The sequence below is a fragment of the Paraburkholderia sediminicola genome (assembly GCF_046027825.1).
Classification (GTDB): domain Bacteria; phylum Pseudomonadota; class Gammaproteobacteria; order Burkholderiales; family Burkholderiaceae; genus Paraburkholderia; species Paraburkholderia sediminicola_D.
In genome coordinates, this window is sequence record NZ_JAQQDU010000030.1 from 17,432 (window position 1) to 34,148 (window position 16,717).

The following is a 16,717-nucleotide window of genomic DNA, read 5'->3' on the forward strand; positions in this document are numbered from 1 at the left end:
CATCAGCCGTAGGCCCGCTCGCGCATCCACTTCGTCATGATCCATTTGTCCCCGCCCAGCACCGGTGCGCCGCCGTGCAAGGTCAAGGGATCGAGTTGACGCTGGCCGTTCATATAGCGGAAATACACCGCGCCACCTTGTGTCGCCGCGACTGACATGCCCGCTTCCGGGAAAATCGTTTCGCCGCCGTCGGGCACGTCGTTCAGATAGATCACCAGGGTCGCCACCCGCTGGCCGCCCTGGGCGGTATGCACCGCGCTGCCGGGCTGATCGGGCGGGAAATAATCGAAGTGCGGGCGATACTCGCCGGTCGTGCCGTAATGCAGAATCTGCAGCCCTTCGCCGTTTTCAACCGGCCAGTTCATCAGACTCGAGATGCGGCGGTCCATCTGTTCGATGAACGGGTCTTCGCCGCGCTGGTACCAGATGCCTTCGCTGGTGCGGTTGCGAATCACATCTTCCTTGCCAGTGGCGGGATTGACCGTGGTCGAGCGTTTCAGCCGATGACGCGAGCGTTCGATCATCTCCTTGCACTCGTCAGGCGACAGCACATCCGCGAACACGATCACTTGCGGGCGCTCGCAGCGCATCAACACGCGGACGTCGCGATCGTGCGCGCGGATCACATTGCCACGCGCAACGGGCGACTCGTCGTACTGGTACGTTTGCGGTGCGGCTTTTTCCAGCGCGGCCTCGGACGCCGCCGACACCAGGACCGCTGCGTCGGCCGGGTCCCTGCCGAACGCCTTGTGCACCTCCGCGCGCGCGGCTTCCGTGGAGAAGCCGGCTTGCACCATCGCGTCGACCATCGAGTCGATGCTGCAACCGCGCGCTACGTTGCTGCTCAGCCAGCCTTCCCATGACGCATCCACTACCGGCATAAAACGCCCCCGCTTGTCCATATCACGAAATACTGCATCAACTGGCCGGCTCATAGCAAGGCTGGGGGATTGCACCCGGCTGACCTGTTATGCGCCGCGCTGCCTGCGTCGATAGAGATCGAGGCCTTTCCTCGCTTGTGCCCTGATTGCACGCTGCACGAAAGGCGTCCAGCCGAGCAGCGCGCCCTTGATCCCCAAAGCCTGACGGGCCCAACGCCAAAGGTCGAAGGTATCGCGATGTTCGGCGATACGGCCGTCGCGAAACACGAAGCGGGCGTCGATGCGGTTGATCACCGTGCGGCCCGTCTGACTGAATGTGTAACGGGCCACCCAGTGGGCGCGGCCGTTGAGCTCGTCCGCTTCGACGCTGTCAAACGTCAGCGAGAAGTCCTGTGCGCGTGCCACCAGCATGCGCCACATGTCGCGCGCCTCGTCGCCGCGCAGCTCGCCAAAGGCTGGATCGCTGAAAACCACATCGTCAGCGTAGCAGGCGGCCATTGTTTCGGCGTCACGCTGCTGGAACGCGGTGTAAAAGCGCTCGATCAGTTCGGTGTTGGAATGGCTCATTGTCTTGTGCTGTGCGTCGTCCTGTTGCGGAAACGGCCCGGAAGAGCGCGCGCCAAGGTTTGAGCGCGCCCGAGCAGCACACAATATCGGAAAACGGGGCCATAGGGTGCGGGGGTGCCGGAGTGCCGGGGTGCCGGGTGCCGGGTGCCGGGATGCTCGGGTGCTCGGGTGCTCGGGTGCTCGGGTGCTCGGGTGCTGCGGCGTTGGGGGATGAGGCAGCCGGAGCGGCTGGCGGCGGCGCGGCTACCCGTTCGACGCTACCCGACGCACCTGCACAGCGTCGCTCTTTCGACCCAGCAGCCAGATTCCCGCCGCAATCGACACCGCCGCCGCGCCAGCCAGATAAAGCGCCGCAGCGAAACCGCCGGCGAAGCTCGCATGCGCGGCCGACACCAGCGTGGCCCGCAGCGCAGGCGGCAGATGCGCGGTGGCCTGGGCAATATCGCCGGCCAGCACACGCGTCATAAAGCCCTCATCGAGCGCGGCCCGGACATCGGGCGTTATTGACGTACCGGCCAGGAACGCAGCGTGGGCGCGGGCCGCGAGTACCGCGCCCAGCACCCCGATCGAGGTGACGATGGCCGTAAAGCGCGTCGTCGTGCTGATGCCGGACGCCATGCCGGTTCGGTCAGGCGGCACGCACGCCATGATGGCCTTCTGCGTATCGCCATTCATCATCCCTGCCCCCAGCCCGGTCACGACCATGCCGAGCGCCACCAGCGCATAGCGTCCGTCGCCGGCGACCAGCGCCGTCAACAGATTGCCGGCCCCGATCAGCAACAGCCCGGTCGACAGCAACGCCATGCCCGGCAAGTGCCTCGCGAGCCTCGCGCCGATGTATGGCCCGAGCACCATCGCCAGCGCGAACGGCAGCATGCCGACGCCCGCCATCACCGCCGAAAGACCGAACGCGTTCTGCAGGTAGAGCGGCAAAAACGTCATCATCACCTGCGCGCAGGCGGCGTACCCGAACATCGCGAGCACGGCGGCAACAAAGCGCGGCTGGCGGAACAGCGCAAGATCGACCATCGCATGCGCCCGCGAGCGTTGCACGTGGACGAATGCGCCAAACAGCAGCGCGCATGCCGCGAGCCTCGCACCCGTTGTCCAGCTCGCGAGTCCGTCGGTCGGCACCTCGATCAGCGCCCAGATGCCGAGCGCGAGCGCAAGGCCAAACAGCATGCTGCCGGCAGCATCGAGCGGGCCGGGTTCGGGATTGCGCGACTCGCGAATCGAGCGCGACGCACACCACGCCAGCACAGCGCACACGGGGAGATTGAGCAGGAAGATCCAGCGCCAGCCGAGCCATTGGGTAATCACGCCGCCGACGAGCGGCGCCACCGTCGTCGCGAGCCCCATGCAGGTGCCCCACACAGCCCATGCGCGCACGCGCGCGGGACCTTTGTGAAAGGTATTCGCGATCACGGCGAGCGCCGCGGTAAGCAACATCGCGGCGCCGACACCCTTGACCGCGCGCGCCACGTTCAGCATCGCCGCCGATGACGCCGCCCCGCAACCCAGCGACGCCAGAAAGAACACAGCGAGCCCGAGCAGCAGCATTCGCTTACGGCCGACGCGATCGGCGAGACCGCCCGCGGGCAGCAGACACGATGCGAAAGCGACCATATACGCGCTGACGACCCATTCCACGTCGGCGAAACTCGCGTGAAACGAACGCGCAATCGACGGCAAGGAGACGGCCACGACATTGGTATCGAGCACGATCAGCGCACAGGTTGCCGATGCGGTGGCCAGCACGAACGCGGGATTGACGGCTGTTGCGCCGTTGGAGCCAGACGGCTGCACAGGCAGTGTGGGATGGGCGGAAGTGGATGACATACGGACAGGCGGAGTCGAATCGAAGTCACTCGATAGTAACGAGGCGTCTATTACCTGTCATTGCCATAGAATCACATAATAATTAGCGCCAGCGGCAATACTGAAAACCATGCGAAAACTCGAACTCCGCCATATCCACGCATTCGTTTGCGTCGCGAAGCATCTGCACTTCTCCCACGCGGCGGATGAATTAGGCATCGCGGCACCCACGCTAACCAAGCTGATCCAGGAAGCGGAACGGCTGCTCGGCGTGCGGCTCTTTCATCGCACCAAGCGGTCGGTCGCATTGAGTGCGGCAGGCAGTGCCTATCTCGCCGAAGCGCTCAGCGCACTCGACCACCTCGCGCGCGGCGAAGAGCGCGCGATTCTCGCCGAGCGCGGCGAGTTGGGAAAGATCGAAGTCGGCTACGTGGCTTCGGCCGCCTATGCCGGTGTATTGCAACGGGCAGTCGGCGGTTTCCGCACCCAATATCCGGGCGTCGACATTTCGATTCGTGAGGTGCCGATGGACAGCGCGGCCGAGATGCTGCGCGACGGCCTGCTCGACGCCGCCTATGTGCGCCCGCCGATGCCGCTGGTCGACGGCATCCAGGCAAGCAACGTCCACCGCGATACCTTCGTCCTCGCCCTGCCGGAAGCCTGTGCGCTGGCTCGCTTGCCGGACATCAAGCCTTCGCAACTGCGCGACCAGTGTTTCGTGTTGCCGGAACAGGAATCCGGCACCTTCGAAGTCGCCCGGCGTGGGCGCTTTTCACCGCGGCTCGGATCGCGTCCCGGCACGCTCGCGGCGGTTCTGGCCTGCGTATCGCTCGGTGGCAATGTGGCGGTTGTGCCGCATACGCTGGCTGATTGCATCGCATTGCCGGGCGTCGTCTACCGCAGCATCGCCGGCAAACCCATCGCCTCGGAAATCGCCATTGCCTATCGAAAGTTCGAACGGGCGCCCGCCGTGCGGGCGTTTCTCGAGTTCGCGCGAACCCGCTAAAGCCGCTTCCGCTACACTCACGCTGCCTTTCGTTATATCCTGTCGAATATCACGGTATGCTTCATGGAGCGTGGCGGCCCGGCCGTCGCCGCGCACGACGAAGCGAAACTAGCAAGCAGGAGCCAGCAGCGGTGCCTAGTCGATCCACAGCGCGGTCCCCATCGCGATCCACCTTGTCCGCCCCGGTGGGACGCTTCCCGAAAGGGCTTTCGTCGACCATCGTCGCGGTGAAGTCGGCGTCCGAACGTGGCCGCGCCGAGCTGATCCGCGATGTCGTCGATGCTTACCGACGTCTTTACGGCAGCGTGCAGCGCTTCGTGCTGATGCTCACGGACGACCAGCTGAACTTCGCATCGGTGGGTACCTCGGGCTCGCACTCATTGAACCAGTTGCTGTCGATCCTCGCCGAACAGGCCAAGGCGGCGGCTTTCACTCGCCTTCGCGATCTGAAAGCTTCGATCGAAGAAGCGCGCTCGGCCGAGCAGCTTCGTGACGCGATCTTCTCCGATGCGTTCAGCAACGACCTGGTCGCGTTACGCAAGGTGGTAGCGGAACTGGAACGACTCGACGCTGCCTTTATCGGCCTGTGCGTTGGACATGTTCTGGATCGTCATTGCACCATATGAACGTTTTCTTGCGCCCATCGTTATATATTTCCATATATATCGCCAGCAATGCTTGCGTGGCGAGCGTGTCCAGCACGCACCTTCAGTCAGCCTGACGCCAGAACCGGATTCGAGGTCCTCATGCACACGCCCCCGTTTCGTCTCGCCCAGCCATCGCGCCTCAGACTGTCCAGTGACGAGCTCGCCGGCACCGGCTTGCGCGCGGCCGACCCGTGCTGCACGCCCGCCAAGGTATTGCTTTCGAACGCTAAACGGCGCGCGCGCCTCGCGGAACTCGACGGCCAACTGCATTGTTCGATCATCGGCACCTGTCTCAGCACGCACGAACTGCGCAAACTGGTGCCTAAATTCACCGGTCTCGATCGCCGGGATGCGAGCGATCTGGAGATTCATCACTCGGCTGTCGAACTCGCGATCGACGGCGGCGCGGGCGCCAAAGCCCTGCACAAGTTGCTCGATGAGCACTATGCGACGGCGATCCGCCGCTTCGAAAAAGCCGCCGACGGCGTCGAATTGCTCAAGCTCTGGGACGAAGCCCTGAAAAGCGGTGACATCCCGCCTGCTTACTGGGCCTTGATGACGCATCCGCACGCGACCTTGCACGTGCGCCAGAAAGCGTTCGGCGAATTGCACATGCTGTCGCATCTGCTCGGCGCAGCAAATCGCGCGGACATCCGCAGGCTGGTTGCGCTCGAGGCCGAAAACGCCGAGTTGAAAGAGAAAGTCGAGCGGCAGCAAAGCCGCTTGCAGGAGATCAGCACACAGCGCGACGCCTCGATCGCCGCGCTCAATGCGCAGATCGCGCAGCTCACCGCCTTGGCCACGCGCCAGACACCGACGGATCCCACCGATCCCGACACCGAGATATCAAGGCTGCGCGACAAGCTGGCCGACGTCGACCAGCGGGTGGCACTGCACACGAGCCGCCGTGAGGCCGCTGAACAGCGCGCGCTCCAGGAACAAGGCGCGGCGCTCGCCTTACGCAAGAGCCTCGATCAGGCGTTGGCGCTTCTCAAGCTGGTGCAAAGCGAGTGCGACGCACTGGAACGCGCGACCGTGGATGCAACGGACAGCCATGGCGCGGGGACGCGGCAAGCCAGCCTCGACAACGTGCGCGGCAAACGGATTGTGTATGTGGGCGGCCGGCCCGGTTCGAATGCCGCGCTCAAGCGGCTGGTGGAAGCGGCCGGCGGTGATTTCGTGGTGCACGACGGCGGCGTGGAAGATCGCAAAGGTCTGCTTGCCGCTGCGCTGCCGGGTGCGGATATCGTCGTGTTTCCGGTCGACTGCGTCGATCACGATTCAATGAATACGCTTAAACGGGTTTGCGAACGCCATCAGATCGACTATCACCCGCTGCGCACGGCGAGCGTGGCGAGCTTCGTCGAACTGGTGGGCCGCCTGCACCCCGAGCATCGTGCCCAGTTGGGCAATCCGCCGCCGTCGGCGTTTTGCCTACGCCACGGCTAAGTTTTGAGTTGTGACTGTGGGGCGAGAGTTGTGAGCGTCAGGTTCTTATCGGTGAACGACGAACCGGGAGCCGTGATCTCTGAGTCCTGATGCGTGAACCGCGTGAGCCCTGAACCTTAAACCCAGCGGCCCACCACCACTCAGGAGCGAATCAGTCTGGTCAACTCGGCGATCTGTTTCGCGCAGCTTCGTTGCGCCTCGACTTCGACCTCGCGGTACAGATGAACAATCCGTTCGCCCACCGGTGTCAGCGTACAGCCGCCACCGCTTTGACCACCCTGCTCCGAGTGGGTGGCGGGCGCTTTGAGCGAGCGGTTCAGCTCGTCGATCAGCAGCCAGGCGCGCCGGTACGACATGCCGAGGCTGCGCGCCGCAGCCGAGATCGAGCCGTATTCGCGCACAGCTTCAAGCAGTTCGACTTTGCCCGGCCCGAGGGCGACGGCATCGCCGCTGCGGATGCGCATTCTGAAGCGCACTTCGGGGCGTGGCTTCGCAGACTTTGTCGCAGATTGTGTCGCGGGTCTTGGTTTGGTTTTCGCGGTATCGGCCATGCGCGAAAGGATACACGAACCGCCTCGCCCTGCCACCCTGGCTGAATGGGTCTTCAGGCGTGGTCCGGGAAGCAATGCCCGTAGTCTTCGCAGCCAGGGCAACCGGGAGCCGGGCCGGGCTGAAGCCCTAAGGACAGCGCGCGTTGCTGGGCGAGGAATTTCTTCCAGCGCAGATTGTCGACGTTCAGCACGACGAGCGTCGGGAAATAACGCGTCAGCATCCATGTGACTTCTTCACGGCCCGCAACGCCGAGGTCGCGCCACAGGTGATCCGGCCGCAAGCACGCGTGAGCGATGATCGAGGCGAGACAGTGGGTGTCGTTCGCGTCGACAGTGGGACTGGAATAGGTGAGCAACAGCGTGCGTAACGTGTCGACGAATTCCGCGTGTTCGCTGGTGTCGACGGGCGGCAATGCAGACAAAGGCGGTGGCACGACGGCGAGCTCGGCGGCGTGCACGAAGTGCTGTTCCAGTAGCGCGCGCCAGGCCTGCTGCGACAACCCAAGCAGGACGAGTTCGTGGCGCACGTCGCGCTCGGCAATCAGCCTGGCGAACAATTGCGTATCGGGTGACGCGGCGTCCGTGGCCACGGCCAGCCACTTTGTCGTGCACTCGGCGACCTGCGCATCGAGTGGCGCACGCAGCGGCGCGGGGCGGGACGCAGCAACGCCAACAACAGGCGAAAGCGGTTCGTCAGACATGGCGGCAACGCGATAAAGAACAGCGAACCATATTACGCCAGTCGCTCGAATCCTCGATGACCTCTATGCCAAAGGCTTCAAAACATGCGCCTCGATACGCGCGAGGCGTTTGACGTGGCGTGGCGCGGGCAGAATGTCTGAACCGGAAAACAGGATCGGCGCGCCGTCTTCAGCATCGAGCGCGTGGCCACCGCATTCGTACGCAACCAGCACGTTCTCGCCGACCGGCGTGTTGAACAGTTCATGCCACGAGAATGTCACAACGTAGCCGTCGTGGCCCACCGCTACAAACACCGTACGTTTGAACTCGCCCGGCACCTCGTTCGGCAGGCCCGCTTCCGAAATCAAGGTCGTCAAACGTACGCCGCGGTATGAATCGACGCTGCGGATGAAACGGTTCGTCGTGTAGCAGCGCAGATCGAACGGCGTGGCCAGCACGCTTTCGTAACCCTTGAGCCGCTCGAGGTCAAAAGACAGCGAACGCTGGAACCGTCCGCTCAGGACGAGCGCGCCAACGACCGCAGGCGCGGCAATCTCATTCACACTATCCATCTGCGCTTATCTCCAGCATTGATGCCTGAGCGGCTTGTTCACTCGTTATGTCGGTGTGTATATTACGCTGCGATGGCCGCCGCGGCGCAAAATTGCATCGATACGCAATATATCGCCAGGCATATCGGCCACGCCGCTGGCGTCATCCACATCGATAAAAATTCGCGGCTCGCATTGACAAGCCGGCTTCACGGCGGGCCTTCAACCCGGCCGCTCAGGAGATCACATGCGCTTCTCGTCCTACTTGTCGTCCTGCCTCTCGCCCTGCTTCTCGCCCGCTTTGCTACGCACCACCCGCCTCGCTCTCGTCAGTTGTGGCCTGATCGCTTCGTTGGCGGGTTGCGGCGGCGATGACGTCGCCGCTGTCCCGCAACGTGTCGCCGTCAGCGCTTCGCCGAACGGCATCGCGGTGCGTGCGGCAGACGGCGCCGTCTTCATCACCGACGATCAAACCAACGGCGTGCTCTCCGCCCCCGACGGCCACACCTTCTCGCACTACGCCGCCGTGCCGGCCGTGGCCGGCCAGGCGAACAGCCTGAGCCAGTTGAGCTTCGCGGACGGCGGTACGCTGATGATCGAACGCTTCGGCTTCGGCACCGCGAGCGCGGTATTCAGCATCACGGGTGTGGACACGATTGCGCCGCTGAACGGCCCCGATCCGACGCGACGCCGCCTCGGGCTCATCTCGATCGGCTCGAATCGCTTGCTGTCTACGTGGTTTATCAAAAGCGGCAGCACGCCGCCACAAGGCGGCCTGAGCCTCATCACCTACGATCCGAACGCCCATACGGCTGTCGAACGCGATCTGCTGACGGGTCTCGGCAAGCCGGTCGGCGTCGTCGTATCGGGCGACACCGTGTACGTCTCCGATCAGGCGAACAACAATATCGTCAAATCGAGCCTGAGCGCGCTGCTCGGCGGATCGCAGACGGTGACGCCGAGCGCAACGCTCGCACAGATCAGCAGCCCCGACCTGATGACCGTCGACGCGAGCGGCACCCTTTACACCAAGTGCAACACCAGCGGCCTCTGCCGGATTGCGCCGGACGGCACCATCAGCCTGCTTGCAAATGACTTTCAGGACGCTCGCGGCGTGGCCGTGGACGCACCCCGGCACTTGCTGTACGCGATCGACCGCGCCGGCAGCACGGGAGGCACCAGCTACGTACGGATTTTCCCGCTCAATTGATCACACGAAGCGCGCAGCGACGCACAACGCAGCGCGACGACGTCGTAATATAACGCTCTTAATAACGTATCGGGGTTAGTCACATGATTCGCAAGCTGCTCGCATCTTTCGTGGTTGTCGCCGGGGTAGCGGCGGCCGCGCCCGCCTTCGCGCAGGACGACACGGTCAACGTGCTGTACGCCGGTTCGCTCGTCAATCTGATGGAGCGCAGCGTGGGCCCGGCCTTCGAAAAAGCCACCGGCCAGCACTTCCGCGGCTATGCGGCGGGTTCGAACAAGATCGCTAACGAGATCAAGGGCAAGCTGCGCCGCGGCGATGTGTTCATCAGCGCGAGCCCGAAGGTGAACAGCAGCCTGATGGGTGAGGCGAACGGCGATCACGTCTCGTGGTATGTGAACTTCGCCGAATCGCCCTTGATGATCGGCTACAACCCACAAAGCAAGTTCGCCGCGGACTTCAAGAGCAAGCGCTGGGATCAGGTATTGCAGGAGCCGGGTATCCGCATCGGCCGTACCGATCCGAAGCTCGATCCGAAGGGCGCGTTCACCGTCGAGATGATGACAAAGGCCGCGGATCTTTACCATCAGCCGGACCTCGTCGAGAAGACGCTGGGCGCCGCGGAAAATCCCGCCCAGGTTTTGCCTGAGGAAACCCTGGTGGGCCGCCTGCAATCCGGCCAGCTCGACGCCGGCTTCTTCTACTCGACCGAAACGTCCGACCTGAAAATCCCGGCGATCCATCCGGCACCTGAATTGCAGGCCAAAGCGAGCTACACGCTGACGATTCTCAACGATGCACCGAACCGTGCGGGCGCGAGCAGCTTCGTCGACTTCCTGCTGAGCGCGCAAGGGCGCGCGTTGCTCAAGCAGCACGGCGTGGATGTGATCAAACCCACCGTGACCGGCAACGTGCAAGCGATGCCGCCTTCGGTGCAAGCCGTGATCGACGCCGCGCAGTAAGGTGGTAAAACAGGCGGTAAAACGGTCCACCGCGCGGCCGCTGCTGTGGCTGGCGGCGCTGCTTGCCGTCTATCTGTGCGCGCCGTTTATCGCGAGCGTGCCGCAACTCGGCGCAGCCGATTGGCCGAATGTCGACTGGCGGGCGGTGTGGTCGGCGGTCGGCGTCTCGGCGGCAAGCGCCAGTGTGGCCTCGTTCGTGATTCTGCTGGGCGGCGTGCCGCTCGGCTACTTTCTGGCGCGCTCGAGTTCGCGCAAGATGGCGCTGCTCGGCTTCGTCGTGCAGTTGCCGCTCGCTTTGCCGCCGCTCACCAGCGGCGTATTGCTGCTGTTTCTGCTCGGTCCGTATAGCTGGGTCGGCCAACTCACCGGCGGCGCGCTGACGGATTCGTTTGCCGGCATTGTCCTTGCGGAAACCTTCGTGGCCGCCCCCTTCCTGATCATCGCCGCGAAATCGGCCTTCGCCGCCGTGGACCCCGTGCTCGACGACGTGGCCGCGACGCTCGGCCATCACGCGGGCAGCCGCTTCTTCCGCGTGATGTTGCCGGTTGCATGGCCAGCGATTCGCGCGGGACTTGCGCTCGCGTGGTTGCGAGCGTTCGGCGAATTCGGCGCGACCGTGATGGTGGCCTATCACCCATATTCGCTGCCGGTATACACGTACGTCGTATTCGGTGGCCAGGGTCTGCCGGCGATGATGCCGCTGCTGCTGCCGACGCTCGCAATTGCGATTGTCTGCGCGGCACTATCGATTTATAGCCTTCGGCAAAAAGCCGCGCTCGAACAGACCGAAAACGGCGACGATGCGCTGGAACCCGGCGCGGATCTCACGGCGAGCCGTGGCGAGACGGCCGACCTTCGCCTCGCCTTTCATTTGCAGCGCCGCCTGGGCGCGTTCGAGCTCGACATCGCGTGGACGCCCGCGACACGGCGGCTTGCGATCATCGGGCCGTCGGGCTCCGGCAAATCGCTCGCACTGCGCCTGATTGCGGGGCTCGAATCCAACGCGTCCTGTTCCGTCCGGCTCGGCGCAACTGACTTGAGTACGCTGCCGCCCGAACGCCGCCAGATCGGCTATATGCCGCAAGACTACGGTCTGTTCCCGCACATGACGGTGGCGCAGCAACTTGCGTTTCCCGTCGACGCCGACGCAGCCAGCGCGCGTTACTGGCTCGATCATCTGGGCCTCGCGCAACTGGTGGCGCGCTTGCCGCATCAATTGTCGTTCGGGCAGCGGCAACGCGTAGCGCTGGCACGGGCGCTCACACGTCATAGCGAATTGTTGCTGTTCGATGAGCCGTTTGCAGCGCTCGATACGCCACGGCGGCGCCGTTTGCAGCAATCGCTGCGGGCGTTGCAGCGCGAGATTGCGGCGGTGACGATTATCGTCACGCACGATCCCGACGAAGCGGCGCTGCTTGCCGACGAGGTGCTGGTGGTCGAACAAGGGCGCGTGCTGCAGGCGGGTTCCATCGATGCGGTGTTCGAACGACCGGCTTCGATGCGCGTTGCCGAACTGCTCGGCTTGCACAACGTCGGCGAAGGTTTGATGACGGCACCAGGGCAAGTCGAGATTGGCAATGGATTGGCGATCGCGACGGGCGATTGCGGTGCTGTCATGCCGGCCGGGCAACGGGTGATGTGGCGCATCTCTTCCCACGCCGTGGCGATTTCGCCCAATGGCGCTTACGCCGGCGTGGTCGACGCTGTCGAGTTACGGCGCGGTGAGCGTTATGTCCGCTTGAATATCGCAGGGGTGCGGTTCGATATCGCGAACGAAGATGCCCTGCTGCGGGAAGGAAGCCCGTGCCGGATTGATGTGGATGGTTCCGGCGTCTCGGTCTGGCATATCAGCTGACACGTTCGTTCTGGCTCTGACAGCGGTATGGCGATCGGGCCAGCCCCGCTGCCAGAACCCAACCCCCGGCTAACCCTCGCCTGCGTGAGCCCGCTCTCTGACTTCAGAAAACGCGACATCCAGCAGCAATTTTCCAGAATCAAAAACAGTGACGAGCGCTTCGTCCCAGTCGCCTTCAACGTTGCGGTCATCCTGAGCGAGCGGCAGCGTCGCGGTCCGATACTCGCCTGTGTGACGATTCACCAGCAACGTCAGCCGCCCTTTCATCGAGCGCTTGCCGGCATCCGTGACCGGATCCTTGTGTACGTCGTGCCATTCATCCCCGAGCCGGATGGCCGAACACTTCATGGCGAACCGCTGTGTATCGCGATTGATCTGCTGCAACAACGCACCACCCATGCCGAAGACGATGTTGTCTGCGGCGAAGCCGGCCTCATCCATGCCCGCCAGGATCGCCTCAATTGACTCGGGATTCACGCCGTCGCCCTGAATCACGCGCACGTTGTTAAGCACGCGCCGCCCCTTGCTATTCACCGTCGAACCGAACGACGTCTCGAGCGCCCGCATGGTCTGCAGGACAATCGTTTGCGGATCGCCGGAATCAGGGCGGATCACCAGGGTGCCGCCGGAATCGAGCACCGCCTGCTTCAACTCCGTGCCCCATACCTCGAGTGCGGCGAACAGGTCGTAGGAATCGGACACCACCGAAACGATCGCCCCCGGCTTGCCGAACGTCGCGATCATGTTGCGGAATGCGTCGGTTTCACGCTCGCGCCCCCATGACGTGATCGTGCTGTGCTCCGCGGCCGGCACCGAAAACGCCGCCATGGGTTCGTTGTAATAGTGGTTCGCCGCAACCACGCCCAGCACCGTGTCCGAGCCCATGAAACTGACAAGGTGCGCCGCGCCGCCAATCGCCGCCGACTCCGCGCTCGACACGCCACGCGCACCGAAATCGTGCAGCTTGAACGGCAATTGCGTGAGGTCGTCGCTACTCTTCTCCAGATAAGCGCGGATCGTCTTGCGCAGATGCCAACTTTGCGTCGCGACCGTAATCGGGTACCACACGCGCATCAGCATCGTTTCCAGATACGAGGTCAGCCAGAACACCTTGGGATCGTCGCATTCGACCGTGACCAGAACGTTGTGCGTGGGCACCACCGAGCCTTCCGGCACCGCGCGAATCCGCACCGGCAGATAGCCCTCATAGTGCTCGACGATGTAGCGCCAGCCTGCTTCGTTGAACGGCTCGCCATGCGCCGTGAAAAACGCCTTCGCCTGGTCGATCATGGCCGGCGTAATGGGGCGGCACAGATATTCCTTGATCAGCATCTGAAGGCCGAAGAACAGCGTGCGGTCATAGCGCCCGCCGCGCGACTCGATGTATGAAAACATCGCCGACGCTTCCGGCGGATATTGCAGGTAGTGCGACGCCTTGTATGAATCCGTGTTGAGGATCGGATTGGACAGGATCGACGCCATGTCGTTGAACGGGCTGATATCGTTTGGCATGGATGGTGCTGCGCTCGTGCGGCTCTCTCAAGGGTAATCGGGCCGGCTGAGGGTCTTGCCCCTTACGCCGTAGGCCAAACTACACCATAACTCGTCAAAACACGCCGGGAATCACCCGGCGCCGCACCTTACTCCTGTACGCCCGATACTGCTCGTCGTCGGACAGGAGCCGCTCCTCCCGCACAATGCGCCCAACCTGCAGCGCAAACTGGCAGCCATAGACGATCACGTTCTGGATCCCGAAGTTCGCCAGCAAAAAACCGATATCCGTAAGGAAATAGCCCAGGTACATGGGGTGGCGCACGAACCGGTAGGCCCCGCGGGACACCACCCCACGGTTGGCGGGCAAAATGCCAAAGGACCCGCGCAACGACACCTTCGCAAACAGTTGCCAGAAAATCCCCAGCAGTTGCAACGCCGCGCCGGCCATCTCCGGAACGAGCTGGACGCCGGGCGAAAGCCGCACGGCAAGAAAATAGAATGTCCCGCCTACTGAGCAGATAAAAGCGAAGGGGGTCCAGTCACGTTTGATGGGTACCCGCGCAAATAGCGACAAGCCGAGGGTCATGAACGCGCTCACCACGAGCAGCAACAAGGTGATGCGGGTGGGCGCCGCGAGCCATTGCCTGACCGCCGCGTAAGTAAAGATGCTCAACATGAGCGCCGCAGCGCAGCGTGCGAGGATTTCGACCGACGCCTCGCGCATGCCGCCCGCCAGCATCGCGCCGTCTCTACCGTCTGTGCGAGGGTCTGAGCTCGCAGGGTCGCCAACCGTGTCATTCTGAAGACAGCCCTCAGTATTGCATTCCCGCGAGGGTGTGGTCTTTGTCATGACATACTCATTTCGATATGCGAATTATTTTTCAAGCCTGCTGCGTGAAGGCCTACGGTCCGTTAGTGCCGAAGCGTAGCAGTCGCGTCGACCGGATGTCCATATCATGCCATGCCCGCCCAGATTTGATTATGGCGCGCGGCTTGGCGTCCGGATTGGCTCAGTGCCCGGGTTTTAGCCGGGGCGGCACGTCCGGCCGCGTCGCGAACAGGCGGCCGAGCATGCCCTTGCGGGGCTCGGCGATGGCCGGCCACAGCATGTCGGCGAGCAGGCAGATGCCTTGCGCCAGCGCGCTGTCATGGGCGGAGGTGACGAGCGGCACGCCGCGGTTGAGCGCGTCGTTGGCCTGTTTTTCGTCACGCGGAAGCTGGTGCGCGACCTTCGCGCCGAGGGTCTGTTCGAGCGTCGCCAGGTTGATGCCCGCGTTCTTATCGTATTGATTCACCACGACCCGCACCTTGTCAGGCGGATAACCCAGTTCCTTGAAAATATCGAGCATCCGGCGGCCGCCGTGCAGGTAAAGCAGGTTTTGCCGCACCACCATGCAGATTGCATCGCTGTAATCGAGTGCATGGATCGTCAGCGGATTGAGGCTTTGGCCGATGTCGATCAGCACCGCGTCGTACCGCTCGCGCACCAGCACGAGGATTTGCTCCAGTTGCGTCGGCAGCAACCCGGCTGCCTTGAGCGGGTCGCCGGCGCCCGCCAGTACATCGAGGTTCGAGTGGACATGCATCACACATGCGTCCAGCAAAGCGGCGTCGAGGCGGTCGATCTGTGAACACAGATCGGCAAGCGTCACGGGCGGCGGCTTGTCGGCCATGAGCAGGCTGGCGTCGGCGAACTGCTGGCTGAGATCGATCAGCAAGACGCGCCGGTGGCGCAATGCGGCAAGCGACCAGGCGAGATTCACGGCGATCAGCGTCGTGCCGCTGCCGCCCTTGCACGAGGCAAGCGAGACGACCCGCCCGGCACGGCGCACGCCTGCACTTTTTTTCGCGGCGATCTGCGTGAGCGCGCCGGCGATCTCGTAGGCGTCGAGCGGCCATGGCAACACATGCCGCACGCCGACGCGCATCGCCGCGGTCAGCAACGCGGTGGACGGCGCTGGCGTGACCAGTATGCAACTCAGGGCGGGCGAACAGGCGAGCGCTTCCTCGACGCCGTCCAGTTCACGCGCGCTCAGATCGACATCGTCGACGATCAGCAGATCGGCACTCGTGATTGCGCGCCCATACAGGCGCAGCTGCCGGACCCCGCAGTAAGCGGTGCGCAACCGATACACCACACCGCTTACCGCGAGGTGCGCGACGATCTGCGCCGCACGCTCCGCGCTGGACGAAATCAGGAAGATGTCGATCATGTCAGGGCTCCACCGGCCCGAAACCTTTCAATTGGAAAGGCCGCGTGAGTCAATGAGCGTCGACATTCAGACGTAGTCGTCGGGGTCGGATTGATACGTGTCCGCACCGCGATCCTGGTGTCGTTCGGGCGAAACAGGGATCTCGTAGATCGCGTCGCGCAGCACCTCGCGCTGAATCTCAGGCTGCGCTTTGCGCTTCATCGCCTCGGCGATCACCAGCGTGAGCAGATCCGCCGACGGCGCGGCGAACAATGGCTGCTGCCGTGCAAAGTAACGGCGATATGAGAGACCGGCGCCGTGCGCCTCGGTGTGGTGGGCCGGCCGCGCTGCGGCCGGCTTGCTGATTGTTTTCATGACAACCCCCGAATGGTGAGCCATTTCAAGGCCGCATCCCGGTAAGCCGTGCCCGCGCCAATGCGCGGACGCGGCACCCCGGTTAACCCCGTAACATGTGCCCCTCTATGGAGGCTCTGACCATTCCTCCCCGCTTTTTTCGCGCCGGCCGATCGTGACCGTGCGCAGCCCCGTCCCTGTTCTTTCTGCCTGTCGTGCGCTCGCGAGTTGCACGGGCACGATGTCTGTCGTTATAGCAACCAACTTCGCCCATCAACCTCGAATCCGTCCAGCTTGACGGAAAAAGTGGCGGGGTTCGTGCTTCACGTCGTCCGGTGACGAATGGCCGATACTTCGTATCGATCATTCGCCCCGTTTTTTTTGACATCCGTTTTTCAGTGGCCCCGCCGCACCTCCGTAAGACACATTGGCTACCCCGACCGTGCCTACGAAGCTTATGTTTGCCGCCCGGCTCCGGCTGCTTTCCCCGTGCTTCAGGAAC

The 16,717-nt window shown here is 63.5% G+C and carries 16 protein-coding genes; 6 read left to right on the forward strand and 10 right to left on the reverse strand.

Features of this window, described 5'->3' with window-relative positions:
* Positions 1–2 precede the first annotated feature (2 nt).
* The 3 genes from PQQ96_RS17940 to PQQ96_RS17950 all read right to left on the reverse strand — a co-directional run bounded on the left by PQQ96_RS17940 (position 3) and on the right by PQQ96_RS17950 (position 3,287).
* Positions 3–881, reverse strand: coding sequence for a 2OG-Fe(II) oxygenase (locus PQQ96_RS17940; RefSeq protein WP_408294530.1), 879 nt, complete (start codon positions 879–881; stop codon positions 3–5).
* 87 nt (positions 882–968) lie between these two features.
* Positions 969–1,448 carry a nuclear transport factor 2 family protein gene (locus tag PQQ96_RS17945; protein ID WP_408294384.1) on the reverse strand — a complete coding sequence of 160 codons (480 nt, stop codon included), beginning with the start codon at positions 1,446–1,448 and terminating at the stop codon, positions 969–971.
* A gap of 243 nt (positions 1,449–1,691) precedes the next feature.
* Positions 1,692–3,287 (reverse strand): MFS transporter, encoded by a 1,596-nt coding sequence (locus tag PQQ96_RS17950; protein WP_408294387.1) that lies wholly within the window; start codon positions 3,285–3,287, stop codon positions 1,692–1,694.
* A 109-nt stretch (positions 3,288–3,396) separates the two neighbouring features.
* Here PQQ96_RS17950 and PQQ96_RS17955 point away from each other — a divergent pair, with 109 nt between their 5' ends.
* The 3 genes from PQQ96_RS17955 to PQQ96_RS17965 all read left to right on the forward strand — a co-directional run bounded on the left by PQQ96_RS17955 (position 3,397) and on the right by PQQ96_RS17965 (position 6,368).
* On the forward strand, positions 3,397–4,272 hold the full coding sequence (locus PQQ96_RS17955) for a LysR family transcriptional regulator (RefSeq protein ID WP_408294389.1): 876 nt from the start codon (positions 3,397–3,399) through the stop codon (positions 4,270–4,272).
* A 173-nt stretch (positions 4,273–4,445) separates the two neighbouring features.
* Positions 4,446–4,898, forward strand: coding sequence for a hypothetical protein (locus PQQ96_RS17960; RefSeq protein ID WP_408294392.1), 453 nt, complete (start codon positions 4,446–4,448; stop codon positions 4,896–4,898).
* A gap of 120 nt (positions 4,899–5,018) precedes the next feature.
* Positions 5,019–6,368, forward strand: a complete 1,350-nt coding sequence (locus PQQ96_RS17965; RefSeq protein WP_408294394.1) for a DUF2325 domain-containing protein — start codon at positions 5,019–5,021, stop codon at positions 6,366–6,368.
* A gap of 140 nt (positions 6,369–6,508) precedes the next feature.
* Here PQQ96_RS17965 and PQQ96_RS17970 read toward each other — a convergent pair whose 3' ends face one another.
* From PQQ96_RS17970 to PQQ96_RS17980, 3 genes are all read right to left on the reverse strand, one after another.
* Positions 6,509–6,919 (reverse strand): winged helix-turn-helix domain-containing protein, encoded by a 411-nt coding sequence (locus PQQ96_RS17970; RefSeq protein WP_408294397.1) that lies wholly within the window; start codon positions 6,917–6,919, stop codon positions 6,509–6,511.
* A gap of 53 nt (positions 6,920–6,972) precedes the next feature.
* Positions 6,973–7,620 carry a nitrogen fixation protein NifQ gene (locus PQQ96_RS17975; protein WP_408294400.1) on the reverse strand — a complete coding sequence of 216 codons (648 nt, stop codon included), beginning with the start codon at positions 7,618–7,620 and terminating at the stop codon, positions 6,973–6,975.
* Positions 7,621–7,683: 63 nt separating this feature from the next.
* A complete protein-coding gene (locus PQQ96_RS17980) occupies positions 7,684–8,172 on the reverse strand; it encodes a molybdopterin-dependent oxidoreductase (protein WP_408294403.1) in 489 nt (162 codons plus the stop codon).
* A 226-nt stretch (positions 8,173–8,398) separates the two neighbouring features.
* On the opposite strand from PQQ96_RS17980, the gene PQQ96_RS17985 reads away from it, so the two are divergent.
* The 3 genes from PQQ96_RS17985 (at position 8,399) to PQQ96_RS17995 (ending at position 12,175) form a co-directional block, all read left to right on the forward strand.
* Entirely contained in the window at positions 8,399–9,361 is a 963-nt protein-coding gene (locus PQQ96_RS17985) for a hypothetical protein (protein ID WP_408294406.1), read from the forward strand.
* A gap of 83 nt (positions 9,362–9,444) precedes the next feature.
* Positions 9,445–10,320: an extracellular solute-binding protein gene (locus tag PQQ96_RS17990; RefSeq protein ID WP_408294409.1), complete on the forward strand. Its 876-nt coding sequence runs from the start codon at positions 9,445–9,447 to the stop codon at positions 10,318–10,320.
* Between the two features lies 1 nt (position 10,321).
* Positions 10,322–12,175, forward strand: coding sequence for an ABC transporter ATP-binding protein/permease (locus PQQ96_RS17995; RefSeq protein WP_408294412.1), 1,854 nt, complete (start codon positions 10,322–10,324; stop codon positions 12,173–12,175).
* A 69-nt stretch (positions 12,176–12,244) separates the two neighbouring features.
* Here PQQ96_RS17995 and PQQ96_RS18000 read toward each other — a convergent pair whose 3' ends face one another.
* From PQQ96_RS18000 to PQQ96_RS18015, 4 genes are all read right to left on the reverse strand, one after another.
* Complete coding sequence (locus PQQ96_RS18000) at positions 12,245–13,687, reverse strand: nicotinate phosphoribosyltransferase (protein ID WP_408294415.1); 1,443 nt, start codon at positions 13,685–13,687, stop codon at positions 12,245–12,247.
* Between the two features lie 94 nt (positions 13,688–13,781).
* Positions 13,782–14,408, reverse strand: coding sequence for a methyltransferase family protein (locus PQQ96_RS18005; protein ID WP_408294532.1), 627 nt, complete (start codon positions 14,406–14,408; stop codon positions 13,782–13,784).
* Between the two features lie 271 nt (positions 14,409–14,679).
* Positions 14,680–15,882 carry a CpaE/TadZ family protein gene (locus PQQ96_RS18010; protein WP_408294417.1) on the reverse strand — a complete coding sequence of 401 codons (1,203 nt, stop codon included), beginning with the start codon at positions 15,880–15,882 and terminating at the stop codon, positions 14,680–14,682.
* Positions 15,883–15,948: 66 nt separating this feature from the next.
* Complete coding sequence (locus PQQ96_RS18015) at positions 15,949–16,236, reverse strand: hypothetical protein (RefSeq protein ID WP_408294419.1); 288 nt, start codon at positions 16,234–16,236, stop codon at positions 15,949–15,951.
* Positions 16,237–16,717 lie beyond the last annotated feature (481 nt).